Annotated in this window: 23 protein-coding genes and 1 riboswitch; of the genes, 9 read left to right on the forward strand and 14 right to left on the reverse strand. The window is 74.7% G+C overall.

The window, feature by feature from the left end; genetic code table 11:
* Positions 1-218: 218 nt before the first annotated feature.
* A complete protein-coding gene (locus tag BIV28_RS20050) occupies positions 219-527 on the forward strand; it encodes a hypothetical protein (RefSeq protein WP_207555984.1) in 309 nt (102 codons plus the stop codon).
* Between the two features lie 18 nt (positions 528-545).
* Here BIV28_RS20050 and BIV28_RS13695 read toward each other — a convergent pair whose 3' ends face one another.
* The 7 genes from BIV28_RS13695 to BIV28_RS13725 all read right to left on the reverse strand — a co-directional run bounded on the left by BIV28_RS13695 (position 546) and on the right by BIV28_RS13725 (position 8,418).
* Entirely contained in the window at positions 546-1,760 is a 1,215-nt protein-coding gene (locus BIV28_RS13695) for a pyridoxal phosphate-dependent aminotransferase (RefSeq protein WP_076262726.1), read from the reverse strand.
* Between the two features lie 130 nt (positions 1,761-1,890).
* Positions 1,891-2,463 carry a hypothetical protein gene (locus BIV28_RS13700; protein WP_207555985.1) on the reverse strand — a complete coding sequence of 191 codons (573 nt, stop codon included), beginning with the start codon at positions 2,461-2,463 and terminating at the stop codon, positions 1,891-1,893.
* 81 nt (positions 2,464-2,544) lie between these two features.
* Positions 2,545-4,245 (reverse strand): polyprenol phosphomannose-dependent alpha 1,6 mannosyltransferase MptB, encoded by a 1,701-nt coding sequence (mptB, locus tag BIV28_RS13705; RefSeq protein ID WP_207555986.1) that lies wholly within the window; start codon positions 4,243-4,245, stop codon positions 2,545-2,547.
* Positions 4,238-4,834: a histidine phosphatase family protein gene (locus tag BIV28_RS13710; protein WP_076262729.1), complete on the reverse strand. Its 597-nt coding sequence runs from the start codon at positions 4,832-4,834 to the stop codon at positions 4,238-4,240. The genes mptB and BIV28_RS13710 overlap by 8 nt, the downstream gene beginning before the upstream one ends.
* 1 nt (position 4,835) lies before the next feature.
* Positions 4,836-5,327: a hypothetical protein gene (locus tag BIV28_RS13715; RefSeq protein ID WP_207555987.1), complete on the reverse strand. Its 492-nt coding sequence runs from the start codon at positions 5,325-5,327 to the stop codon at positions 4,836-4,838.
* Between the two features lie 110 nt (positions 5,328-5,437).
* A complete protein-coding gene (locus BIV28_RS13720; RefSeq protein WP_242653021.1) occupies positions 5,438-7,696 on the reverse strand; it encodes an ATP-binding cassette domain-containing protein in 2,259 nt (752 codons plus the stop codon).
* Between the two features lie 107 nt (positions 7,697-7,803).
* Complete coding sequence (locus BIV28_RS13725) at positions 7,804-8,418, reverse strand: ECF transporter S component (RefSeq protein ID WP_076262732.1); 615 nt, start codon at positions 8,416-8,418, stop codon at positions 7,804-7,806.
* Positions 8,419-8,486: 68 nt separating this feature from the next.
* A riboswitch (TPP riboswitch) is annotated at positions 8,487-8,602 on the reverse strand.
* Positions 8,603-8,667: 65 nt separating this feature from the next.
* Here BIV28_RS13725 and BIV28_RS13730 point away from each other — a divergent pair.
* Positions 8,668-9,144, forward strand: a complete 477-nt coding sequence (locus BIV28_RS13730) for a DUF4235 domain-containing protein (RefSeq protein ID WP_076262734.1) — start codon at positions 8,668-8,670, stop codon at positions 9,142-9,144.
* A 27-nt stretch (positions 9,145-9,171) separates the two neighbouring features.
* On the opposite strand, the gene BIV28_RS13735 is transcribed toward BIV28_RS13730, so the two are convergent.
* Both BIV28_RS13735 and BIV28_RS13740 read right to left on the reverse strand, forming a co-directional pair.
* The gene (locus BIV28_RS13735) at positions 9,172-9,894 is read right to left on the reverse strand and encodes a response regulator transcription factor (protein ID WP_076262736.1); all 723 of its coding nucleotides are present in this window, start codon (positions 9,892-9,894) and stop codon (positions 9,172-9,174) included.
* A complete protein-coding gene (locus BIV28_RS13740) occupies positions 9,891-11,192 on the reverse strand; it encodes a sensor histidine kinase (RefSeq protein ID WP_083707346.1) in 1,302 nt (433 codons plus the stop codon). The genes BIV28_RS13735 and BIV28_RS13740 overlap by 4 nt, the downstream gene beginning before the upstream one ends.
* Positions 11,193-11,393: 201 nt before the next feature.
* Between BIV28_RS13740 and BIV28_RS13745 the strand changes: the two genes are divergently transcribed.
* Positions 11,394-12,824, forward strand: coding sequence for an MBL fold metallo-hydrolase RNA specificity domain-containing protein (locus BIV28_RS13745; protein ID WP_076262739.1), 1,431 nt, complete (start codon positions 11,394-11,396; stop codon positions 12,822-12,824).
* A gap of 227 nt (positions 12,825-13,051) precedes the next feature.
* The gene (locus BIV28_RS13750; protein ID WP_076262740.1) at positions 13,052-13,255 is read left to right on the forward strand and encodes a DUF1918 domain-containing protein; all 204 of its coding nucleotides are present in this window, start codon (positions 13,052-13,054) and stop codon (positions 13,253-13,255) included.
* A gap of 28 nt (positions 13,256-13,283) precedes the next feature.
* On the opposite strand, the gene hutI is transcribed toward BIV28_RS13750, so the two are convergent.
* From hutI to BIV28_RS13765, 3 genes are read right to left on the reverse strand one after another with little or no spacing between them, the layout of a single operon-like run.
* Complete coding sequence (gene hutI, locus BIV28_RS13755; protein WP_076262742.1) at positions 13,284-14,489, reverse strand: imidazolonepropionase; 1,206 nt, start codon at positions 14,487-14,489, stop codon at positions 13,284-13,286.
* The gene (locus BIV28_RS13760) at positions 14,486-15,844 is read right to left on the reverse strand and encodes a formimidoylglutamate deiminase (RefSeq protein WP_076262744.1); all 1,359 of its coding nucleotides are present in this window, start codon (positions 15,842-15,844) and stop codon (positions 14,486-14,488) included. The genes hutI and BIV28_RS13760 overlap by 4 nt, the downstream gene beginning before the upstream one ends.
* The gene (locus BIV28_RS13765) at positions 15,841-17,082 is read right to left on the reverse strand and encodes an allantoate amidohydrolase (RefSeq protein WP_278247779.1); all 1,242 of its coding nucleotides are present in this window, start codon (positions 17,080-17,082) and stop codon (positions 15,841-15,843) included. The genes BIV28_RS13760 and BIV28_RS13765 overlap by 4 nt, the downstream gene beginning before the upstream one ends.
* Positions 17,083-17,159: 77 nt before the next feature.
* Between BIV28_RS13765 and BIV28_RS13770 the strand changes: the two genes are divergently transcribed.
* Entirely contained in the window at positions 17,160-17,705 is a 546-nt protein-coding gene (locus tag BIV28_RS13770; RefSeq protein WP_083707347.1) for an aminoacyl-tRNA deacylase, read from the forward strand.
* A gap of 28 nt (positions 17,706-17,733) precedes the next feature.
* Positions 17,734-18,147 (forward strand): DUF2256 and DUF3253 domain-containing protein, encoded by a 414-nt coding sequence (locus BIV28_RS13775; RefSeq protein WP_076262746.1) that lies wholly within the window; start codon positions 17,734-17,736, stop codon positions 18,145-18,147.
* A gap of 11 nt (positions 18,148-18,158) precedes the next feature.
* Here the strand turns inward: BIV28_RS13775 and hutU are convergent, their stop codons facing one another.
* A complete protein-coding gene (gene hutU / locus BIV28_RS13780) occupies positions 18,159-19,814 on the reverse strand; it encodes a urocanate hydratase (protein ID WP_076262748.1) in 1,656 nt (551 codons plus the stop codon).
* Positions 19,815-19,855: 41 nt separating this feature from the next.
* The gene (gene hutH / locus BIV28_RS13785; protein ID WP_076262751.1) at positions 19,856-21,451 is read right to left on the reverse strand and encodes a histidine ammonia-lyase; all 1,596 of its coding nucleotides are present in this window, start codon (positions 21,449-21,451) and stop codon (positions 19,856-19,858) included.
* 136 nt (positions 21,452-21,587) lie between these two features.
* Between hutH and BIV28_RS13790 the strand changes: the two genes are divergently transcribed.
* From BIV28_RS13790 to BIV28_RS13800, 3 genes are all read left to right on the forward strand, one after another.
* A complete protein-coding gene (locus tag BIV28_RS13790) occupies positions 21,588-22,349 on the forward strand; it encodes an IclR family transcriptional regulator (protein ID WP_076262753.1) in 762 nt (253 codons plus the stop codon).
* 30 nt (positions 22,350-22,379) lie between these two features.
* Complete coding sequence (locus BIV28_RS13795; RefSeq protein ID WP_076262755.1) at positions 22,380-23,357, forward strand: NAD(P)H-quinone oxidoreductase; 978 nt, start codon at positions 22,380-22,382, stop codon at positions 23,355-23,357.
* Positions 23,358-23,506: 149 nt separating this feature from the next.
* Positions 23,507-24,118, forward strand: coding sequence for a hypothetical protein (locus BIV28_RS13800; RefSeq protein ID WP_076262757.1), 612 nt, complete (start codon positions 23,507-23,509; stop codon positions 24,116-24,118).
* The last annotated feature ends 68 nt before the right edge of the window (positions 24,119-24,186 follow it).

Consider the following 24,186-nt stretch of genomic DNA (forward strand, 5'->3'; position numbering starts at 1 on the left):
GCGTCGCGGCCGTGATGTCGACGCCGCGGTTGCGGGCGTCGAGGACGAACCTCGCCTCCGGCTCGCTGAGGCTCGGCCGGGCGCTCGCTATGTCGGAGGGCAGGTCCTGCAGGGTCGGTGCGTCGCTGCCGCAGGCCGCGAGCGTCGTGATCGTCGCGGCGGGCGGGGCGGGCGCGGCGTCGCAGGCGGCTCACGGTGTCCATCGTTACCCTGAACGCGTGAGCGACGCGGATCGTCCCGAGGACGCCGGCGCCGACCTGCCGCTGGTCGAGGCTCCGCGGGTCGGGCGGTTCTCCGACACCCCGTTGGCGGCCGGCTCGGTGGCCGCCGGGCTGGCGGGCGTCGTCGTCGGGTTCCTCTTCGTGCCGCAGCTGCTCGCGCTCGCGCTCGGCGGGCTGAGCCTGGCCCGGCGCGAGGTGAACGGCCGCGGCCGCGCCCTCGTCGGCATCGGGCTCGGGCTGCTGACGACCGTCCTGTGGGGCGTCGTCCTCGCGCTCCTGCTCAGGTGGTGGGCCACCTCGCAGTGAGGGCGGCCACCCGGCGCGTCACTGCGAGTAGGTCGACAGGAACTTGCCGATCCGGCCGACGGCGTCCTCGAGGTCCTCGACCCGGGGCAGGAACACGAGCCGGAAGTGGTCGGGCGTGGCCCAGTTGAACCCGGTGCCGTGCACGACGAGCAGGTGCTGCTCGCGGAGCAGGTCGAGGGCGAACCGTTCGTCGTCGCGGATGTCGTGGACCTTGGGGTCGAGGCGCGGGAAGAGGTAGAGCGCCCCCTCGGGCTTGGTGCACGAGACGCCCGGGATCTGGTTGAGCATCTCCCAGGCGACGTTGCGCTGCTCGAGGAGCCGGCCGCCGGGCAGGATCAACTCGTTGACGGACTGGTAGCCCCCGAGCGCCACCTGGATCGCGTGCTGCGCCGGCACGTTCGCGCACAGGCGCATGTTGGCGAGGATGTCGAGGCCCTCGAGGTAGCTGCGGGCGTGCTCCTTGGGGCCGGTGATGGCCAGCCACCCGGAGCGGAAGCCGGCGACGCGGTAGGCCTTGGAGAGCCCGTTGAAGGTGAGGCACAGCAAGTCGGGCGCGAGGCCGGCGATCGAGGTATGGGTGGCGCCGTCGTAGAGGATCTTGTCGTAGATCTCGTCGGCCATGACGATGAGCTCGTGCTCGCGCGCCACCTGCACGATGCCCTCGAGCACCTCGCGCGGGTACACGGCGCCGGTGGGGTTGTTCGGGTTGATGACGACGATCGCCTTGGTGCGGTCGGTGACCTTGCTGCGGATGTCGTCGAGGTCGGGCGCCCAGCCGGCCTGCTCGTCGCACACGTAGTGCACCGGCTTGCCGCCCGCGAGGCTCGTGGCCGCGGTCCACAGCGGGTAGTCGGGCGCCGGCAGCAGCACCTCGTCGCCGTTGTCGAGCAGGCCCTGCATCGCCATGACGATGAGCTCGCTGACGCCGTTGCCGAGGTAGATGTCCTCGACGCCGAGGTGCGGGAACTCGCGCACCTCGTAGTGCTGCACGATGGCCCGCCGCGCCGACAGGATGCCCTTGCTGTCGCTGTAGCCCTGGGCGCGGGGCAGCTCCTGGATGACGTCGACGAGGATGTCCTCGGGCGCCTCGAAGCCGAACGGCGCGGGGTTGCCGATGTTGAGCTTGAGGATCCGGTGGCCCTCCTCCTCGAGGCGCTTGGCCTCGGCGAGCACGGGACCGCGGATCTCGTAGCAGACGTCCTGAAGCTTCTTGCTCTGGCTCACCGCGCGCATGCGACCAAGGGTGGCACCGCCGTGCCGGCGTTCCCGGGAGATTCCCACCATGTGGCCCGTCGCGTCCGTCACGTCAGCGCGTGTCCCGAGGGGTGGACGCGTCGTCCACCTCGTGGAACGGGTCGACGCGTCAGCGGCCGAGGCAGCCGAACGCCGACGCCGGGCTCCGGGCGGTCAGCGTCGTCACGAGCTGGTCGAGGCTCGGCGCGACGAGGTCGATCGTCTGGGTGTGGCCCTCGACGGTGCGGGTGAGGTGGGCGACGGCCGGCGGGGTGGCCGTCGAGGACGACCAGCCGGTCTGCTGCAGGTAGCCGATCATCTGGGTGGCGGCAGGTCCGGTGGAGGGCGGGTACGTGCGGGTCACGACGCCGTCGTCGGAGTCGCGGCACGGCGGTGCCTCGCCGTGGCCCTGCGGGGTCAGGCTGCGGTCCATCACGGTGATGTCCGCGCCGAGGGCGGTGAAAGCAGCCACGTCGTCGGCGTGCACCCGCGAGCTCCAGGCCCACCCGGCCACGGCGACGAAGACGAGCAGCAGCGCGACGAACACGGTGCCCGCCGGGCCCGGTCGACGCGTCCCCCGCCGCCCGCTCTCATCCGACGGGCGAGGCGGCTCGGGCACCGCGGGTCCGCCGCCCGGTGCCGGGGCGCCACGCCGTGGCCGCGCCCGTTTCGGGGCCTCGTCGACGAAGCCGGAGTCGCTCACCGGCACAGTGTGGGACAGGGGCGACCGGCGCGTCAGGACCGGAGGCGAACCGTCTCCATTCCGTAACCGGAGATCAGCCCCTCACCGGTTGGCGCCCTCGCGTGCCGCCGGTTGCGGCGCCGGGGCGCGGCGCAGGAGCGGGCGGGAGAGTTCGAGCAGGTGCGGGTCGAGGCGTCGACCGGTGCGCCACGCGAGGACGAGCAGCACGACGAGCGCGACGAGGTCGAGCGGCACCCCGACCGCGGTCGTCGACAGCCCGAGGCTGTAGCCCTCCGGCAGCGTCATGAAGCACACGACCGTGGCGACGACGGCGAGCGGCTTCTCGGCGCGCTCCCACGTGGGGGCGAGCGACACGGCGAGCACCGGCAGCACCCACAGGTAGTACCAGGGCAGGAAGACCGGGGCGAGCCCGACGACGGCGAGCAGGCCCCAGCCCAGGGCGCGCACGGTGCGGGCGGTGTCGTCGGACGCGGCCCGGCGCCCGGGCCCGCGACGGCCCGACGCGCGGCGCCCCGTGGGGCCGGCCGGCGCGGCGGGCTTGGCGGCACCGAGCCACACGAGCACGAGCAGCAGGGCGAGCACGACGAGGCCCACGGTGCGGGCGAGGTCGACGGCGGGCTCGCGCCAGCTGTCCTGCCCGAGCACGGTCCCGACGGCCTGCACGGCGATCCCGAGGCCGGTGGGCAGCGAGGTCCACTGCTCGTTGCGTCCGGGCGTCGCACCGGGGTTGAGCCAGGCGAAGCCGAGCCGCGTCAGGAGCCCGCCGGCCGCCATGACCGCCCCGGCGACGAGCAGCGTCAGCGCCCCGGCGCGCACCACCCCCGGCCAGCGCAACGCGCCACTGCGCCCGGAACGTCGCAGGACGCGCCGGGCCCAGAGCAGCGCGAGGAAGGGCAGGGCCACGACGGCCGTCACCTTGACCATCGCGCCGAGGGCCACGATGACGGCCGCCGTGACGAACCGTCCGCGCAGCGCGAGCGCCAGCCCACCGAGGACCGCGGCGACCATGAGGGCGTCGTTGTGGGCGCCGCTGACGAAGTGCACGCCGACGAGGGGGCACGCGACCGCGAGCCACGTCGCGCGGGCCGGGTCGGTGCCGAGGCGGCGGGCGAGGTCGGGCACGGCCCACGCGATGACGACGACACCGACGACGGCGAGCAGCCGCAGCAGGAGCAGCGCTACCCAGAGGTGACCGCCCGACACCGACGCGACGCCGCGGGCCAGCAGCAGCCACACCGGGCCGTACGGCGTCGGGGTGTCGAGCCACGTCGGGGCGGTCGAGAGTCGCCAGTCGGAGTCGAGCTCGCGGACCGTGTGGTCGTAGGGGCTGAACCCCTCCGACCACAGCAGGCCCTGCGCGGCGTACGAGTAGAGGTCGCGGCTGTAGAGCGGCACCGACGCCACGAGGGGCGCGAACCACAGCGCTGCCGTCGTCTGCCACCAGGCGACGGTGACCCGCGCCCACCGCAGCCGCCACCACGCGACGACGAGCCCGAGCATCGACAGGAGCGCCACCGTCGCGAGCAGCGGGGAGCCGCCGGCGTCGCGCCACCAGGCCACGCCGGGCCAGAGCACGTGCTGGTTCAGCTCGGTGCGGGCGCCTGCTCCCCACGACGCGGCGGCCAGCACGACGGACGCCGCGACGCCGGCCCAGCGCCACCGCGCGGGGTGCGCCCGGCCGGCGACGGAGCCCAGGGCCGCGACGCGGTCGGGGTCGTCGCGCACGAGCCGGCCCCAGGCGTCGGAGAGACGGGCCCGTGGGCCGCGCGGCGATTCAGCCATGGGTGATCGGCTCGTCGCCCCAGGCGAGCAGGCGCCAACCGGCGTCGGGATCGCCCTCGAGGGTCACGACGTGGGTGTTGTCGACGCGCCGGTCGTCGAAGAAGGACCCCGGGAGCCCGAGCGAAGCCGCGCACCACACCCGCATCGCGGCTCCGTGGCTGACGGCGAGCGCCGACTCGTGGCCGTCGGAGACGATCCGGGCGATGGCGGCGTCGTAGCGGGCGAGGAACTCGGCGCCGCTCTCGCCGCCGGGGATGGCGTGGAAGGGGTCCTCCCGCCACTTCACGAGGACGTCGACGTACGGCTGCCACTCGGTCGACATCTCCCAGTCGCCGGCCTGGATCTCGCGCAGCCCGGGCAGCACGACCATCTCGAGGCCGAGCTCGGCGGCGAGCGGTGCGGCGGTCTGCTGGGTGCGGACGAGGTCCGAGGTGTAGATGGCGCCGAGGTCCTCACCCCCGAGCCGCTCGGCGAGGGCGTGCGCCTGGGCGCGACCCTCGTCGGTGAGGTCGAGGCCGGGCACCGCAGTGTCGAGCTGGCGGGCGACGTTGGCGTGGGTCTGGCCGTGGCGCACGAGGAAGAGCCGCACGTCACTGGTCCTTCACGGTGACGCCGGTGAGGCACTCGACGCCCTTCTTCGGGCCGGTCCAGAGCTTCGCGACCGACACGGGTGCGGACGCGCCGGCGGCCAGGGGCACGTCGACCTCCTTGCTCACCACCTCCGAGCCGTCGGCGGACTTGACGATGAACACGGCGACCGTGAACGTGTGCTGCTGGCTGTCGGGGTTCTTCAGCGTGCCGGTGAGGCCCCAGACGTCACCGGCCCCGGGCGCGCACTCGACGCCGGTCAGGCTCGAGCTCGCGTCGAAGAGGCCGCCGTCGCCCGCGGCGGACGGCGTCGTGTCGTCGGACCCGGTGGCGGTGTCGGGCAGGATCGTCGGCTGCACGGGCACGCTCACCGTGGCGCCGTCGTCGGGGGCCGAGGGCGTCGGCTGCCCGCACGCCCCGAGGGCGAGGGAGCCGAGCACGAGCGGCACGGCGAGAGCGAGCGGCCTCGGGGCCAGACGTCGGGGACGCGGCACGGGTCCACCTCTTCCTGCGGGTGCGTCGACGGGTGCGCCGCGGGTGGGTCGACGAGGCGTCGACGGGGTGCCCGGGCGCGGTTCGCGCCCATTGTGCCCCGGGCACCTGTTCAGGGCAGGAGCAGGCGCGCGGCCACGCCGGAGGCGATGACGAGCAGCCCCGCGAGCACCGCGAGGGTGTCGGCCCTGCGCCAGGGGGCGGGCCCGGCCCACGTGCGGCGCCGGGCCTCGGCGAACCCGCGCGCGTCCATGGCGAGCGCGAGCGCGGCCGCCTGACCGAGGGCCCCGAGGAGCAGCCCGCCGGTGACGACGACCGCCTCCCGGCCGCGGGCGAGGACACCGGCACCGGCGATGCCGCGCACCCGGCGGGTCGTCATGAGCTCGCCCCAGAGCGCGTCGAAGGACTGGAGCCGCTGCAGGGCCGCGGTGGCCGCGACGACGGGGCGAGCAGGCAGCCGAAGCCGTTGGGCGAGGTGGTCGCCGAGGGCGTCGGGGTCGATGGCGCCGACGACGACGGCCGAGGGCAGCAGGAGGCACAGGACCCGCAGGGCCGCCCCGGCCGCGACCTCGAGGTCGCGCCCGCCGAGCAGCCACGCCGACCAGGCGACGCCGGCGACGGCGAGCGCCGCCGGGGCGAGCCGGGCGAGCACGCCACGCAGGCGCCCGACCGGACGCCGTCCCTCCGCGTCGCCCCCGGGCGCGAGGAGCGCGACGATCGCGAGGAGCGCCTCGACGCCGAGCACGGCCAGGCCCTGGCGCCACGTGTCGAGCAGCGCCGGCAGCGGCAGGACGCACAGCGCGGCCGCGACGAGCGAGAGCGGTCCCGCCCGCGAGACGAGGGTGCGCCGCTCGGGCACCGGGTCGGGTGGCGGCTGCTCGGGACGCCTCACCTGGCGGACGCCGTCGGCGCGGGCGACGACGCCGGGGTCGTGGGTCGTGACGACGACGGCCGAGCCCTCGCGGCGGGCGGCGTCGAGGACGCCGGTGACGGCGGCCCACGTCAGGCGGTCCTGCCCGACCGTCGGCTCGTCGGCGAGCAGCAGCGCGGGTCCGTGGGCGACGGCCGAGGCCATGGCGAGGCGGCGCTGCTCTCCACCGGAGAGCTGGCGCGGGTCGGCGGCCGCGAGGTGGGCCAGGCCGAGGGCGGCCAGGAGCGTGTCGGCGCGGGTCGCGGCCGCCGCGTCGTCGACGCCGAGGGCGCGCAGGGTGGTGAGCACGTCGTCGCGCACGGTGCGGCCGACGACGGCCGTGGCGGCGCGCTGCGGCACCCACGCGACGGCGCGGGCGAGGTCGCGCGAGGCCCAGTCGTGCGGCGGGTCGGCGCGGGTGCGCGACGCGTCGTCGCCGGGCACGAGGGGCAGGGCGAGCTCGACGCGTCCGGTGCTCGGCTCGACGAGGCCACCGAGGGCGCTCATGAGCGACGACTTGCCGGCGCCGCTCGGGCCCACGAGGGCGAGGGTGCGTCCGGCGCGCGCCTCGAGGTCGGCGTCGACGACCGCGGTGGTGGTGCGGGCCGGCTCGCCGAGGCGGCGGGTGCGGTGCTCGACGCCGACGCCGGCCGCCGAAGCGACGACCCCACCGGTGGGCGCGAGGCCGGCCGACGCGTCGGGCAGCGGTGGGAGGTCGAGGTGCTGCGGTTCGGGGTCGGGAACGCCAGGCACCCAGATTCCTTGTGCCGCAAGGGCGCCCGCCTCGCGTTCGAGAACGTCGCGCGGCGGTCCGTCGGCCACGACCGAGCCTGCGGCGTCGAGCACGACGAGCCGGTCGACGAGGTCGACCCAACCGTCGAGCCGGTGCTCGACCACGACGAGCGTCAGGTCGCGACGCGCCACGACGTCGGCGACGACGCGTCGGACCTCGGCCGCGGTGGCGGCGTCGAGCATCGCGGTCGGCTCGTCGAGCAGCAGCACGGACGGCTCCATGACGAGCGCCCCGGCGAGGGCCAGCCGCTGCGACTCCCCGCCGCTCAGCGTCGCCGGCGGGCTCGAGGGCGGCATCGTCAGGCCGACCTCGGCGAGGGCGGCGTCGACGCGCGGGGGCATCCGGTCGCGCGGGACGAGCACGTTCTCGAGCCCGAACGCGACGTCGCGCCCCACGGTGGAGGCCACGACGCCGGCACCGGGGTCCTGCAGCACGAGGCCGACCGATCCCGGGACCGACTGCGGCGCAACGCCGCCCACGGTCACCTCGCCGGACAGGTCACCCGCGTCGGCGGTGAGCAGAAGCCCGGCGACGGCGCGCAGGAGCGTCGACTTGCCCGACCCGCTCGGGCCGGCGAGCAGCACGCGCTCGCCGGGCCCGACGGTGAGGTCGAGGTGCTCGAGGACCGGGCGCGAGCGGCCGTACGGCCGCCACGTCAGGTCGCGCACCTCGATGCCGGCACCGGATGCGTCTGCATCGGGTCGAGGTATTCGGCGACCGGATGTGGTCGCGGAATACCTCGACCCGGCGTCAGAGAGGTCGTGCACGGCGAGCCTCAGGACGCGGTCCGCTCCCGGGCCTCCTGGCCGGGCGGGAACGCCGCGAGGGCGCCGGCCCGGGCCAGCAGGCGCGTCAGGCCGACCGCGAGGGCCGAGCCGAACACGGCCACCGAGCCGCCGAGAAGGAAGAGGTAGGCGATCTTGTAGCCCCAGCCCCAGTCGGTCCAGTACGAGTACCACTCGTACACGGCCTCGAACGCGCCGCCGAGGAAGCCGCCGAGCAGCAGCGGCGCCCACCGGTACACGGCGTAGCCGAAGAGCGCGAAGCCGAGCTCGACGCCGAGGCCCTGCGCGAGGCCCGACACGACGGTCGTGATGCCCCACTGCGTGCCGATGAGGGCCGAGACGATCGCGGCCAGCAGCTCGGTGAACACGGCCGCACCGGGACGGCGGATGACGAGCATCCCGACGATGCCGGCGACGAGCCACGGCCAGTTGAAGAGGGCGCCGAGCGGCGGGAAACCGGCCGACACGGCGTCGGACGGGATGGCGTAGACGAGCCCCCAGGCCCAGTAGGCGACGCCGAAGGCGACCCCGAGGAAGGCGCAGGTGAGCAGGTCGATGGTGCGCCAGCGGGTCAGCGGCCCGCTCGCGGTGATGGTGCTGGTCATGGTGTGACTCCCGGGTCTCCGATGGATACCTCGGGGAGGACACGCCGCGGCGTCGTGACGCCGTCGGGTGGCCTGAGATACCGACTTCCTTCGCCGGTGCTAACCGGAGCAGGTTCGAGGGTCTGCGGCTCCGCCCTCCGGGCTGCCGCACTCTCAGCGCGTTCGCGCTCCCCTGTCGTATGGGTGTGGGTGGTGCTGTTCAGTTGTCGGGGGTGACTCTACCCCCGACGCCGTGGGTACAGTCACGCCATGGCACGCAGTGGAAAGCAGAGCGCGAAGAAGGCCAAGGGGGCGGCCTCCCGGGCCGCTGCGAAGGCGGACGACGCGACCACCCAGCACACCGGTGCGGGCAACGCGATGTGGAAGCTGCTGAGCGTCGGCACCACGCTCGTGGCGACCAAGCTGGCCACCGACGCCGCCCAGAAGGGCTGGAAGCTGGCCACCGGCCGCAACGTGCCGGTCAAGGGCGACTACGAGCGCGAGAAGACCCGCGACGTCATCCTCTTCACGGCGATCTCGTCGATGGCCGTGGCCGCCGCGCGCGTCGCCGCCGAGCGGGGGGCCGCGACGTACTACCGCCGGTCCACCGGCCACCTGCCCAAGGCCCTCGAGGACGACCAGGTCAAGCCCGAGGACAAGAAGACCGCCAAGAAGCTCGCCAAGGCCAAGCACAAGGCCGAGAAGGCCACCCAGAAGGCCATCGACAAGGCCACCGGCAACGGCTGAGGGCGGGGCTGCTCGGGACGGGCCGCCCTACGCGTCGCCGACGCGGACGAGCCCGGTCTCGTAGGCCAGCACGACCATCTGGACGCGGTCGCGCAGGCCGAGCTTGGCCAGGATCCGGCCGATGTGCGTCTTGACGGTCGCCTCGGCGAGGAAGAACGACGCGGCGATCTCGGTGTTGTTCAGGCCGCGGCCCACCGCGACGAGCACCTCGCGCTCGCGGTCGGTCAGCACGTCGAGGCGCTCGATCCCGTCGGGCCGCCCCGGCTCGTCGAGGGCCGGCAGGAAGCGGTCGAGGAGGCGACGCGTCGGGCCGGGGGCGACGACGGCGTCGCCGGTGCGCACGGCGCGGATCGCCGAGAGCAGCTCGGCCGGGCCGGCGTCCTTGAGCAGGAACCCGGCCGCGCCGGCCCGGAGGGCGGCGAGGACGTACTCGTCGAGGTCGAACGTCGTGAGCACGAGGACCCGCGGCCCGAAACCCCCTGCGGCGGAGGCGTTCTCGACGATCCGCCGGGTGGCCTCGATGCCGTCGAGGCGCGGCATCCGGATGTCCATGAGCACGACGTCGACGTCGCGACCGGGCAGCAGGTCGAGCGCGGCCTGGCCGTCGCCGGCCTCGGCGACGACCTCGACGTCGGGCTCGGCGTCGAGGACCATCCGGAAGCCGGCCCGCACGAGCGCCTGGTCGTCGACGATCATGACCCGGACCGGGCCGGCGGGAGCCGGCGGCTCGAGGGTGGCGGGGATGGTCATCGGGTCCTCTCGTCGACGGCGTTCGCGGTCGGGTCGTGCGTCGGGACCGCGCGGGTGGGCGTCAGCGTGACCGGCACGGTGGGGTCAGTCGGCGGTCCTGCCGGGGGCACGGCGGGCTGGGGCGGCACCGGGATCGTCGCGAGCACCTCGAACCCGCGGACCCCGCGCGGCCCCGCGGTCAGCGTGCCGTCGTGGACCGCGACGCGCTCGCGCATGCCGGCGAGGCCGTGGCCCCGGCCGTCGTCGGCGCTCGCCGCCCCGACGCCGTCGTCGGTGACCCGCACGCGCAGCCGCCCGTCCTGCTGGACGACCTCCACGACGGCCTGCGCGCCCGGGCCGGCGTGCTTGATGACGTTGGTCAGCCCCTCCTGCACGACCCGGTAGGCGGCGAGGTCGAGCGCGACCGGTCGGGACACGTCGGTGCCCCGGACGCTGAGGGTGACCGGCACGCCGGCGGCGCGGACGCCCGCGACGAGGTCGTCGAGCTGGTCGAGGCCGCCCGTCGGCGCGAGCTCGGCGCCGGACTCGGGGTCGCGGAGCACGCCGACGAGGCGGCGGGTCTCGCCGAGGGCGTCGCGAGCCGTCGCGGCGATCGTCTCGAGGGTGCGGGTGGCCTGCTCGAGGGCTCCCTCGGGCCGGCGCGTCGCGGCGTAGCCGGCGCCGTCGGCCTGCACGACGATGACCGACAGCGCGTGGGCGACGACGTCGTGCATCTCGCGGGCGATGGCGGCGCGCTCCTGCTGGGCGGCCAGGCGCAGCTCCTGCTCGCGCTCGCGCTCGACGCGCTCGGCGCGGTCCTGCAGGTCGGCCAGGCGCTGGAGCCGGGCCCGCTTGAGGTCGCCCAGGGTGTAGGCCGACAGGGCCGCCGTGGCACACGCGACGAAGGTGAAGACGACCGCCACGACGTCGGGCGAGCGGTCGACCTCGCCGGTGAAGCGCATCGCGGCGATGGCCGCCCCGAGGGCCGCCACGCCGAGGCCCGCCCACCGCACCCGGCGGCGCCGCTCGTACGCGGCCAGCGAGTAGAGGGCGACGAGGAAGGCGAGGTCGCCGAAGAGGATGTTCGACTCGGGGATCGTGCGCAGGGCGAGCCCGACGCTGACGACGCCGAAGGCGAGGGCCGGACGCCGGCGGCGCACGACGAGGGCGAGGTTCGGCAGCCCGAGGAGCGCCCAGTACACCGACGAGCTGCTCGCGCCGAGCACGAGCGTGCCCGCACCGGCGAAGAAGAGGGCGAGGGGCACGTCGAGCAGGAGGGGACGCCGCTGCAGCCAGTCGTACACGGACCCCTCCCTCATGGCTCGGAGCCTAGGCGAGCCACGGGCCCCGGCGCGTCCCACCGTGGTCGCACCGGCGTCGGGGCGGGGTGCGACCGGGGTCCGACCCCGGTCCGACGCGGGGTGCGTGGCGGGGTGCGTCGAGCGTCACGTCGCGGGTCCGCGTCGAGTCGGGGACGCGGGCCCTCCCGCGGCGGACGATGGAGGTGGGAAGGAGACGCCATGGGTGCTCGGACGCGTGGGCACCGGACCCCGACGCTGACGTTCCTCGGGGCCGCGGGCACGGTGACCGGAAGCATGTTCCTCCTCGAGGCCGCCGGGGAGGCCCGGGCCGGGCGGGGTGCGGGCTGCCGCGTCCTCGTCGAGTGCGGGCTCTACCAGGGCGAGCGTCGCTGGCGCGAGCTCAACTGGCGCCCGGCGCCGGTCGACCCGTCGGGCCTCGACGCCGTGGCCCTGACGCACGCGCACCTCGACCACTGCGGCTACCTGCCGGCGCTCGTGCGCGAGGGCTACCGCGGTCCGGTGCTCGCGACGTCCGGCACCGCCGAGCTCGCCGCGGTCGTGCTGCGCGACAGCGCCCACCTGCAGGAGGAGGAGGCCGAGTGGGCCCGGAGCAGCGGGTGGTCCAAGCACGACCCGCCGCTCCCCCTCTACACCGGCGAGGACGCCGAGCGGGCCGTGGCCCTGCTGCGCCCGACCGAGTTCGACACCGCCGTGCCGGTGTCGGCCGACGGCACGACCCGGCTGCGGTTCGTGCCGGCCGGGCACATCCTCGGGTCCTCGAGCATCCTGCTCGAGAGCGACGCGTCGAGCGTCCTCTTCTCCGGCGACCTCGGCCGGCCCACGCACCCGGTCCTGCAGCCGCGGGCCCGGCCGCCGGCGGCGCGCACCGTCGTCGTCGAGTCGACGTACGGCGACCGCGCCCACCCGCCGGTCGACCCGGGGCACACCGTCATGGCCGAGGCGATCCGTCGGACCGTGGCGCGGGGCGGGTCGGTCGTCATCCCGGCCTTCGCCGTCGACCGCACCGAGGTGGTGCTCCACGCGCTCGCCGAGCTCGTGGCGTCGGGGGCCGTGCCCGACGTGCCGGTCTGGGTGGACAGCCCGATGGCGCTCGCGGCCCTGCGGATCTACCGCGAGGCCTCCCACACCGGGGAGGTGCGCCCCGAGGCGCTCGAGGTGCTGCGCAGCCTCCACAACCTGCGCGAGGCGCGCACGGCCGAGGAGTCGATCCGGCTCAACACCCCGGGCACCCCGTCGGTCATCGTGTCGGCCTCGGGCATGGCGACCGGTGGGCGCGTCGTGCACCACCTCGCCTCGCTGCTGCCCCACGCCCGCAACACCGTGCTGCTCACCGGCTACCAGGCCGTCGGCACGCGCGGGCGGGCGCTGCTCGAGGGGGCGCGCGAGCTGAAGATCGGCGGCCGCTACGTGCGGGTGCGCGCCGAGGTCGTGTCGCTCGACGACCTGTCGGTGCACGCCGACGCCGACGAGCTGCTCGCCTGGCTGCACGAGCTGCCCGAGGCGCCGCAGACCGTCCACGTCGTGCACGGCGAGCCCGAGGCCGCCCGCGCCCTGGCCCGACGCGTCCGCGACGAGCTCGACTGCGCCGTGTCGGTCCCCCGCCTCGGCGAGCGCGTCCTGCTCGACTGACTCTCAGCCGTCCAGGAAGACGACCACCATCGACGCTAGCCGGCGCGGTCGTGCACGGGCGTCCGGCCGGACGCGGTTGGTGGTCGTCATCGTGAACGCGTGGACGCGGGACGCCGGTGATCGAGTCCGAACCCTTCCCGCGCGGGGTCCGGTGGTGGTGTGCTGGGAGTGGGCCCTCCCCGGGCTCCGGTCACGAGCACGCAGGCACTGCACGAGGAGGTGGGCCCATGGACGCCAAGGTGGGCGACCGCATCACGATGGCGGCCGAGCACGTCGGCCAGACGACGCGGACCGGCGTGATCCGCGAGGTCAAGGGCGAAGGCGGCGGCCCGCCGTACGTCGTCGAGTGGTCCGACGGCCACACCGGGCTCATCCACCCCGGCCCGGGGTCCGTCCTCAGGTGCGAGCACCCGGAGGACGCCCCCGGCTGATCCGGGCCCGACGCGTGGGCCCGACGCGTCAGAGGTCGAGGGCGCGGACGAGCGGGACGCCGGCGCGGTAGGACAGGTGCAGGTGGCTCGGGCCGTCGACGACCGCGAGCTCGGCGGGCTGCCCGGGCGCGACGCGTCGGTCGAGTCCCAGCGAGCGTGCCGACACCGCCGTGGCCGCGTGCAGCGCCTCGGCCGGGGTCATCCCCATCTCGCGGACCGCGAGGGCGATGGCGAACGGCATCGACGAGGAGTAGCAGGTGCCTGGGTTGCAGTCGGAGGCGAGCGCGACCTCGACCCCGGCGTCGATGAGCCGGCGGGCGTCGGGGTAGGGCGAGCGGGTCGAGAACTCGACGCCGGGCAGCAGGGTCGCCACCGTGGTGCCGCGCGCGTCGACGAGGGCCTCGACGTCGGCGTCGGACAGGTACGTGCAGTGGTCGACGCTGGCCGCGCCGAGCTCGCAGGCGAGCCGGACGCCGGGGCCGTGGCCGAGCTGGTTGCCGTGGACGCGCAGACGCAGGCCGCGGTCGCGCCCGGCCGTGAGCACGGCTCGCGACTCCTCGCCGTCGAAGGCGTGCGCCGAGTGCGGCTCGCAGAACACGTCGATGCTCTCGGCGAGGGCCGGGCCGCCCTGTGGCGCAACGGCATCGAGCATCGCGCCGGTGACGAGGTCGACGTAGCCGGCCCGGTCGGACGCGTACTCCGGCGGCACGACGTGGGCGCCGAGGAACGTCGTGTGCGGGGTGACCGCCCGGGCGATGCGCAGCGCCCGCACCTCGTCCTCGAGGGTCAGGCCGTAGCCGCTCTTGATCTCGACCGTCGTCGTGCCCTGGGCGCGCATCTCGGCGACCCGGCCCCGCACGAGCGCGAGCAGGTCGGCGTCGGTGGCCGACCGCGTCGCCTCGACGGACACCCGGATGCCGCCGCCGTCGTAGGGCGTGCCGGTCATCCGCGCCGCGAACTCGGCCGAGCGGTCGCCGGCGAACACAAGGTGGGTGTGCGAGTCGACGAACCCCGGGATGACGGCGCGGCCACCGAGGTCGCGCGACGCGTCGGCCGCCGGCGCGTCGGCAGCTCGGCCGACCCACTCGACCAGCCCGGCGTCCGAGACCACCACCGCGGCGTCGCGGATGATGCCCAGCAGTCGGTCGCCCGAATCGGCCTGTGCGGCAAGCGAGTCCGAGACCGTGGGGTCGTTCGTCGTCAGCTCGGCGATCCCGGTGAGGAGCAGGCTCACGCGTGCACACCACCGTGGACGCCGCTGGGCACCCCGGCGCTGAGCCGCTCGATGGCGCCGCCGAGCAGCCGGCCGACGTCGCCGATGCGGTGGTGCCCGTCATTGACGACGACCTCGCCGCCGACGACGACCGTCGACACGTCGGAGGCCGCGCACGAGTAGATGATCTGGTCGTGGTTGGACCCGGCCGTGTTGACCGTGTCGGTGCGCACCGTGACGAAGTCGGCGAGGGCGCCCTTGCTCAGGTGGCCGCCGTCGGACCAGCCGAGGGCCCGGTAGCCGTTGAACGAGGCGGCGAGGAGCAGGTCGTTGGCCGAGAACCGGTCGCGCTCGTTGGTCAGGAGCCGCTCGTGCATCTCGATGCCGCGCAGCTCGACGAAGGGGTCGATGATGACGTTCTGGTCCGAGCCGAGCGAGATCGGGCTGCCGGCGTCGTGCAGCGCCCGCGACATCCCGAGGCCGTCGGCGAGGTCGCGCTCGGTCGTCGGGCAGATGCAGGCGCCCGTGCCGGTGCCGCCGAGCAGGTCGATGTCGTGCTCGGTCAGGTGCGTCGCGTGGATGCTCGTGAGGTCGGGGCCGAGCGCCCCGGCGCCGTCGAGCAGCTCGGTGGGCGTGCAGCCGTAGTACATCTGGCAGGCGAGGTTCTCCCCCGGCTGCTCGGACAGGTGCACGTGCAGCGGCAGGTCGCCGGCCGCCTCGACGACCTTGGGCAGGTCCTCGCGGCGCACGGCGCGCACCGAGTGGATCGCGGCGCCGAGCCGGACCCGGTCGGTCGGGGCGGGGCGCGAGGCCATCCGCTCGGCCCACGCGTCGACGGTGCCGTCACTGAACCGCAGCTGCCCGGGGTGCAGCTCGACGTGACCGCCGCCGTTGAGGCCGCCCTCGAGGTAGCACGTGTCGAGGAGCGTGAGGCGGATGCCGGCCTCCTCGGCGGCCTGGCGCACGGCCAGGCCCATCGCGTTGGGGTCGCGGTAGGGGTGGCCGCCCGGCCGGTGGTGCACGTAGTGGAACTCGCCGACGACGGTGAACCCGGCCTGCACCATCTCGGCGAACACGGCCCGCGCGAGCGTGAAGTAGGTGTCGGGGTTGAGCTTCTCGGCCGCGGCGTACATCTGCTCGCGCCAGCTCCAGAAGTTGCCGCCGCCTCCGTTGACGCGTCCGCGCAGCGCCCGGTGGAAGGCGTGGCTGTGGGTGTTGGCCATGCCGGGCAGGGTGACGCCCGCGAGCCGCACGTCGCCCGGTTCGGGGTCGGCGTCGACGAGGACCTCCTTGAAGTAGCCGTCGGCGGTGACCAGCCTGACACGGTGGGCGAAACCGCCTGTCAGCCAAGCACTCTCGCACCAGAACGAAGTCATCGAGGGGTGTCCTTCCGGGTGGTGAGGGCAGAGACCACGGCCGTGAGGGCGCTGACGCCGTGGTGGCAGTCGTCGAGGTACGCGGACTCCTTCGGCGAGTGCGACACCCCGGTCGGGTTGCGCACGAACAGCATCGCCGAGGGGACGCCGTGGGTGGCGAGGATGCCCGCGTCGTGGCCGGCGCCGGTGCCGAGCAGGGGCGCGTCGGGCAGCACGGCCCGCAGCTCGTCGACGAGGCCTGCGTCGAAGGTCGTCGGCGGCGTCCACGACTCGATGGTCGTCTCGCCGCCGGTGCGCATGGCGTCGGCGCCGACGGCCTCGACGACCGCGCGCACCGCGTGCTCGGAGCGGCCACGGGCGTCGAGCCAGGCCGTGACGTGGCTCGGGACGGCGTTGACCCCACCGGGCTCGACGACGAGCTTGCCGACCGTGGCGACGCAGCCGAGCGCCGTCGCGTAGGAGCGGGCGGCGTGCACGACGTCGGCGAGGGCGATCATCGCGTCGCGGCGGTCCTCGAGGCGGGTGGTGCCGGCGTGGTTGGCCTCGCCGGGCAGGTCGATGCGCCAGCGGCCGTGCGGCCAGATGTCGGTGCCGATGGCCACGGCGCGCGCGTCGTCGGAGAGGTCGTCGGTGCCGTCGGGGGCGAGGGCGAGCGCCTTGCCCTGCTCGATGTGCAGCTCGACGAACCGGCCCACGCGGCGCACCGCCTCGGGGTCGGGCCCCATGGCGGCGGGGTCGCGGCCGGCCTTCTGCCAGGCCTCGGCCATCGTGACGCCGTCGCCGTCGGCGAGCCCGCGGGCGCGGTCGGCGTCGAGCTCGCCGGTGATGAGGCGCGAGCCGGCGCAGGCGACCCCGAAGCGGGCACCCTCCTCGTCGACGAAGTTGACGACGCCGAGGGGCACGTCGGGCTTCTCGACGCCGGCCGCCCGCAGGTCGTCGACCACGGCGAGGGCGCTGACGACCCCGAGCGGGCCGTCGAAGGCGCCGCCGTCGGGCACCGAGTCGAGGTGCGAGCCGATGACGACGCCCGGCGTCGTGTCGGGGTCGCCCCACCAGGCCCACTGGTTGCCGGCGCGGTCCTCGACGACCGCGAGCCCGCGGGCCCGGCACTCGGCCGCGAACCACTCGCGCAGGTCGTCGTCGGTGCGGGTCCACGCGTAGCGCCGGTACCCGCCTGTGCCGTCATGTCGGCCCACCGGCTGGAGGTCGGCCCACATCCGGTCGAAGCTCGTCGTCACCTCGTCACCTCGTCATTCCTGCCTCGGTCCTGCATCGCCGGTGCCGTGCACCGACCCGCGAACCTAGGCTGTCGAACATGTCCCCCGACGCCGCACCAGACACCCCTGACCGTGATGACACCGCCGAGCGTAGTGAGTCCGGGGAGATCCGCACGCCAGCGGTCGACGCCGCGCGTGCCGCGGGCATCGAGTTCACGGCGACGCGGCACGGCCGGGTGCGCAGCCTCGAGGAGGCGGCCGCCGCCCGGGGCATCGAGCCGCGCGACCTCATCAAGACCCTCGTGGTGCGCCGGGCCGAGGACGACCACGTGTTCGTGCTCGTCCCGGGCGACCGAACGTTCTCGTGGGCCAAGGTGCGCGCCCTGCTCGGCACCAACCGCATCTCGATGCCCGACGCCGACGCCGCGAGGGCCGTGACCGGCTACGAGCGCGGCACCATCACCCCGTTCGGGTCGGCCACGCCGCTGCCGGTCATCGCCGACAGCCACCTCGTCGGGCGCCGCATCTCGATCGGCGGCGGCGCGCACGGCGTCGGGCTGACCCTCGCCGGCGACGACGTCATCCGCGTCTTCGGGGCGACCGTGGCCGACATCTCCGACGAGGAGGTCCGCAAGGACCGCTGAGGCAGGCATCGGGGCGCAGACTGGCCCCATGTCACGCCGGCCGCGCCCGCCGCTGCCCACCAAGCCGTGCGCCCGCTGCGGCCGCACCATCACGTGGCGCAAGGCGTGGGAGCGCGACTGGGACGACGTGCGCTGGTGCTCCGACGCGTGCCGCCGCCACGGCGTCACCGCGGTGGACCGGCAGCTGGAGGCGACGCTGGAGGACCTCCTCGACGCCCGCGCCCGGGACGCGTCGGTGTGCCCGAGCGAGGTGGCCCGGGCCGTCGCCGGCGGTGGGAGCGCCACCGACGACGACCCGGAGCAGTGGCGCGCGCTCATGGAGCCGGCGCGGATGGCGGCCCGGCGGCTCGTGGCCGCCGGGCGCGCCGAGATCACGCAGGGCGGGCGCGTCGTCGACCCGAGCCGGGCCACGGGCCCGATCCGGGTGCGTCGACCGCGCTGAGGCACTGCGGCTCAGCCCTCCTGCATGGGGATGCGGACGCCGCGCTCGTGGGCGACCCGGTCGGCGATCTCGTAACCGGCGTCGACGTGCCGGATGACGCCCATGCCGGGGTCGTTCGTCAGCACGCGGGCCAGCTTCTGCGCCGCCAGGTCGGTGCCGTCGGCGAGGGACACCTGGCCGGCGTGGAGGCTGCGGCCGATGCCGACGCCGCCACCGTGGTGGATCGACACCCAGCTCGCGCCCGAGCTGGTGTTGACGAGGGCGTTGAGCAGCGGCCAGTCGGCGATGGCGTCGGAGCCGTCGGCCATGGCCTCGGTCTCGCGGTAGGGGCTCGCGACCGATCCCGAGTCGAGGTGGTCGCGGCCGATGACGATGGGGGCGCTGACCTCGCCGGTGCGGACGAGCTCGTTGAAGGCCAGGCCGGCCTTGTCGCGCTCGCCGTAGCCGAGCCAGCAGATGCGGGCGGGCAGGCCCTGGAAGGCGATCCGCTCCTGCGCGCCGCGGATCCACTTGTGGAGGCGGTCGTTGTCGGGGAAGAGGTCGAGCACAGCCTTGTCGGTGGCCGCGATGTCCTTGGGGTCGCCCGAGAGGGCCGCCCAGCGGAACGGGCCCTTGCCCTCGCAGAAGAGCGGGCGGATGTAGGCCGGGACGAAGCCGGGGAACTCGAAGGCGCGGTCGTAGCCGCCCTGGCGGGCCTCGTCGCGGATCGAGTTGCCGTAGTCGAACACCTCGGCGCCGGCGTCCTGGAACTCGACCATCGCCTTGACGTGCTTGGCCATCGAGGCGCGGGCGCGGTCGGTGAAGTCCTCGGGCTTCTTCTCGGCGTACTCGGCCCAGTCCTCGAGCGAGACGCCCTCGGGCAGGTAGGACAGCGGGTCGTGCGCGGAGGTCTGGTCGGTGACGATGTCGATCTCGACGCCGCGGCGCAGCAGCTCGGGGAAGACCTCGGCGGCGTTGCCGACGACGCCGACCGACCAGCCGCGACGCTCGCGCTTGGCCGCGAGGGCCTTCTCGATCGCGTCGTCGAGGTTGTCGGCCACCTCGTCGAGGTAGCGGTGCTCGACGCGGCGGTGCAGGCGGGCCGGGTCGACGTCGACGATGAGGCAGGCGCCGTCGTTGAGGGTCACGGCGAGGGGCTGCGCGCCGCCCATCCCGCCGCAGCCACCGGTGAGGGTCAGCGTGCCGGCGAGGGTGCCGCCGAAGCGCTTCTCGGCCACCGCGGCGAAGGTCTCGTAGGTGCCCTGCACGATGCCCTGGGTGCCGATGTAGATCCACGACCCGGCAGTCATCTGGCCGTACATCGTCAGGCCGAGGTGCTCGAGGCGGCGGAACTCCGGCCACGTGGCCCAGTCACCGACGAGGTTGGAGTTGGCGATGAGCACGCGCGGCGCCCACTCGTGGGTCTGCATGACGCCGACCGGGCGGCCGCTCTGGACGAGCATCGTCTCGTCCTGCTTGAGCGTCGTCAGGGTGCGGACCATGGCGTCGAACGACTTCCAGTCGCGCGCGGCGCGGCCGGTGCCGCCGTAGACGACGAGGTCGTCGGGGCGCTCGGCCACCTCGGGGTCGAGGTTGTTCATGAGCATCCGCAGCGGGGCCTCGGTGGCCCACGACTGCGCCGTCAGCTGCATACCGCGCGCGGCGCGGACCGGACGTGCACCTTCCATGGGGATCTCCTTGTGCGTCAGGGTCGTTCAGGAACGAGGTGTCAGTTGAGGGGGCCGGTGACGGCCTCGACGGCGGCGAGGACCGAACGGTCCACCACCGCGGCGCGGGCGCCCTCGATGTCGGGGGCGAGGAACCGGTCGGGGCCGGGGGCGGTCGTGGCGACGGCGTCGAGGGCGGCGATGGCGGCCGCCGTGGCCGGTGCCGGCGCCAGCGGCGCACGCAGCTGGATGCCGCGCGCCGCGGTGAGCAGCTCGACGGCGAGGACCCGTCCGAGGGCGTCGACCGACCGGCGCAGCTTGCGCGCGGCCGACCAGCCCATCGACACGTGGTCCTCCTGCATCGCCGAGCTCGGGATGGAGTCGACCGACGCCGGCACGGCGAGGCGCTTCATCTCCGAGACCATCGCGGCCTGCGTGTACTGGGCGATCATGAGGCCCGAGTCGACGCCGGGGTCGTCGGCGAGGAACGGCGGGAGCCCGTGGTTGCGGGCGGCGTCGAGGAAGCGGTCGGTGCGCCGCTCGGCCATCGAGGCGACGTCGGCCGCGACGATGGAGAGGAAGTCGAGGACGTAGGCGACCGGGGCGCCGTGGAAGTTGCCGTTGGACTCGACGCGGCCGTCGGGCGTCACGACGGGGTTGTCGACGGCGGAGGCCAGCTCGGCCGACGCGACGCGCACGGCGTGCTCGACGGTGTCGCGGGCGCCGCCGTGCACCTGGGGCGCGCAGCGCAGCGAGTACGCGTCCTGCACGCGGGTGCACTCCTCGGTGCGGTGCGACTCGCGGATCGGCGAGTTCGCCATGACCGCAAGGATGTTCGCGGCCGCGGCAGCCTGGCCCGGCTGGGGGCGCAGTGCGTGGAGGTCGGCGGCGAACACGTCGTCGGTGCCGAGCAGGCCCTCGACGCTCATGGCCGCAGACACGTCGGCGACGCGCAGCAGGTGGCGCAGGTCGTCGATGGCGAGGCAGAGCATCCCGAGCATGCCGTCGGTGCCGTTGATGAGGGCCAGGCCCTCCTTCTCGGCCAGGACGATCGGCTCGATCCCGTTGTCGCGCAGCGCGGTCGCGGCGTCGGCCAGGGTGCCGTCGGCGAGGCGGACCGGACCCTCGCCCATGACGGCGAGCGCGCAGTGCGACAGCGGGGCGAGGTCGCCCGAGCAGCCGAGCGACCCGTACTCGTGGACGACGGGCGTGATGCCGGCGGACAGCACCGCGGCGTAGGCCCGGGCGGTCTCGAGGCGCACGCCGGTGCGGCCGGTGGCGAGGGTCGACAGGCGCAGCAGCATGAGGGCGCGGACGACCTCACGCTCGACCTCGTCGCCGGTGCCGGCGGCGTGCGAGCGCACGAGGGAGCGCTGGAGCTGGGCGCGCAGGTCGGTGGGGATGTGCCGCGTGGCGAGGGCGCCGAAGCCGGTGGACACGCCGTAGTGCGGGATCGGGTCGTCGGCCAGGGCCTCGACGACGGAGCGGCTGCGCGCGATCTCGGCCTGCGCCTCGTCGGAGAGCGCGACGCGCGCGCCGTGACGGGCGACGGCGACGACCTCCTCGATGGTGAGCGGTCCGGTGCCGACGGTGACGGTGACGTCGGAGGACACCGGGGCGGGGGCGACCGAGGGGGTGCCGGGCAGCGCTGCGTTCATGGCTCCATGGAACCGCGTCCCGACTGGTGCGAACGCGTTGCGGGGAGCACAATCGTCTCGGATGCGAGACGTTCGCCGACCTCGCACCCGACCTTGCACCCGGCCTCGCACCCGGCCCCGAGGAGGTGGTGGACGCGTGTCGAACGCCCCGGCCGCCGCCAACGCGCTCGACGTGCTCGAGCACCTGTCGCGCCACGCCGAGCCGGTGCCCGCGGCCTCGATCGCCCGCGACCTCGGCCTGCCCCGCAGCTCGGTCTACCACCTGCTCAAGGTGCTCCTCGAGCGCGGCTACGTCACGCACTACGTCGAGGAGCGTCGGTACGGCCTCGGGCAGGCCGCCTACGAGCTCGGCTCGGCCTACCAGCGCCAGGCACCACTGGCCCGCGTGGCGCGCGGCCCGATGCGTCGGCTCGTCGACCGGTCCGGGCGCAACGCCCACTTCGCGACGCTCGACGGGCGCGACGTCATCTACCTGCTCGAGGAGCGCGCGCCCGGGCAGCCGATGCTCGTCACCGACGTCGGCGTGCGCCTGCCGGCCCACCTGACGGCGTCCGGGCTCGCGATGCTCGCCGCGCTGCCCGGCACCCAGGTGCGCGCCCTCTACCCTGACCGCGGGGCGTTCGTGCAGCGCCACGGCACCGGCCCCCGCTCCCTCGCGGAGCTGCGGGGCGTGCTCACCCGTTGTCGCGCCGACGGCCACGCCCGCGAGGAGGGCACGGTGACGCCCGACCTGTCCTCGGTCGCCGTGCCGGTCCTCGGCCGCGGGGGGCGTCCGCTCGCGGCGATCGCCGTCACCTTCCGCACCGCCGAGTCCTCCCCCGAGCACGTCGCCGACCTCGTCGCGCGCGCCCGGTCGGCCGCCGACGACGTCGCCCGACGCCTCAGCCCGGCCCGTTGACGCCGCTGCCGCGTCGCTAGGCTCGGCCCCATGCGCGCGATCACGGTCCCGGAGTTCGGCGACGCCGACGCCCTCGTCCCCGCCGACGTGCCCGCCCCCGTGGCCGGCCCCGGCCAGGTGCTCGTCGACGTCGTCGCCGCCGGCGTCAACCGGGCCGACGTCATGCAGCGCCTGGGGCACTACCCACCGCCGAAGGGCGCGAGCGAGCTGCCCGGGCTCGAGGTCAGCGGACACGTAGCGGCCCTCGGCGAGGGTGTCACGGGCTGGTCGGTCGGCGACGAGGTCTGCGCGCTGCTCGAGGGAGGCGGCTACGCCGAGCAGGTCGCCGTCGCGGCCGGGCAGCTGCTCCCCGCCCCGCGCGGTGTCGACCTCGTCGACGCGGCGGGCCTGCCCGAGGTCGCGTGCACCGTGTGGTCCAACGTCTTCCTCACCGCCAACATCCAGCCCGGCCAGTGGCTGCTCGTGCACGGCGGCAGCTCGGGCATCGGCACCATGGCGATCCAGCTGGCCAAGGCCGTCGGTGCGCACGTCGCCGTCACCGCCGGGTCGCAGGCCAAGCTCGACGCGTGTCGCGAGCTCGGCGCCGAGGTGCTCGTCAACTACCGGGAGCAGGACTTCGTCGAGGAGGTCCGCGCCGGCTCGAACGGCCACGGCGCAGACGTCGTCCTCGACAACATGGGCGCCAAGTACCTCGCCCGCAACGTCGACGTGCTCGCCGTCAACGGGCGGCTCGTCACCATCGGCCTGCAGGGTGGGCGCACCGGCGAGCTCGACCTCGGGATGCTCCTCGCCAAGCGCGGCGCCGTCATCGCCACGAGCCTGCGCTCCCGCCCCGCCACCGAGAAGGCGGCCATCGTTGCCGCGGTCCGCGAGCACGTGTGGCCGCTCGTCGAGTCGGGCGTCGTGCGGCCGGTGATCCACGGCCGGTTCCCGCTCGAGCAGGCCGCCGACGCGCACCGCGAGCTCGAGGCGTCGGGCCACATCGGCAAGGTGCTGCTCACCACCTGAGCAGCCCAGCCGACCTCGGGTCCCGCTGGGCCGCGGGACGATCCGGCCGAGTCCGACTCGTCCCGGTGACGCCCCCGGCCGCCCGGCGTACCGTCGACAGGTGGACCACTTCGCCAGGAAGCGGCCCCCGACCGACGGGAGGTCCCCAGGTGTTCATCCAGGTCATCCAGGGCAGGTGCACCGATGCCGACGCCCTCCACCGGCAGATGGACCGGTGGCGCGACGAGCTCGAGCCCGGCGCGTCCGGCTGGCTCGGCGGCACGTACGGCATGACCGACGACGGTGAGTTCGTCGGCGTCGTCCGCTTCGACTCCAAGGAGTCGGCCGAGCGCAACTCGGGCCGCATGGAACAGGGTGCGTGGTGGGCGGAGACGTCGAAGCTGTTCGACGGCGACGTCACCTTCCACGATTGCGACGACGTGACGATGATGCTCGACGGCGGCCGCGACGACGCCGGCTTCGTCCAGGTCATCCAGGGCCGGCTCAGCGACGCCGAGAAGTTCCGCCACGCGATGGAGGAGCCGATGGACGGTCTGCGCCAGATGCGTCCGGAGATCATCGGCGGCACGATCGCGATCGACGCGAACGGGTTCTTCACCCAGACCATGGCGTTCACGACCGAGGACGCCGCCCGCGAGGGCGAGCGGCAGACCCCGCCGCCCGACGCCCAGCAGATGATGGACGAGATGTCCTCGCTCATGACCGACGTCAGCTACCACGACCTGCACCACCCGTGGTTCGCCTCGGCCGGGGCCCGCTGACGCCTGTCCCGCACCTGCTTGCGGACCCCTGATACTCGGTATACATTCACCTCACCACAGGGGATACC

The sequence above is a fragment of the Intrasporangium flavum genome, assembly GCF_001956915.1.
Taxonomy (GTDB): Bacteria; Actinomycetota; Actinomycetes; order Actinomycetales; family Dermatophilaceae; genus Monashia; species Monashia flava.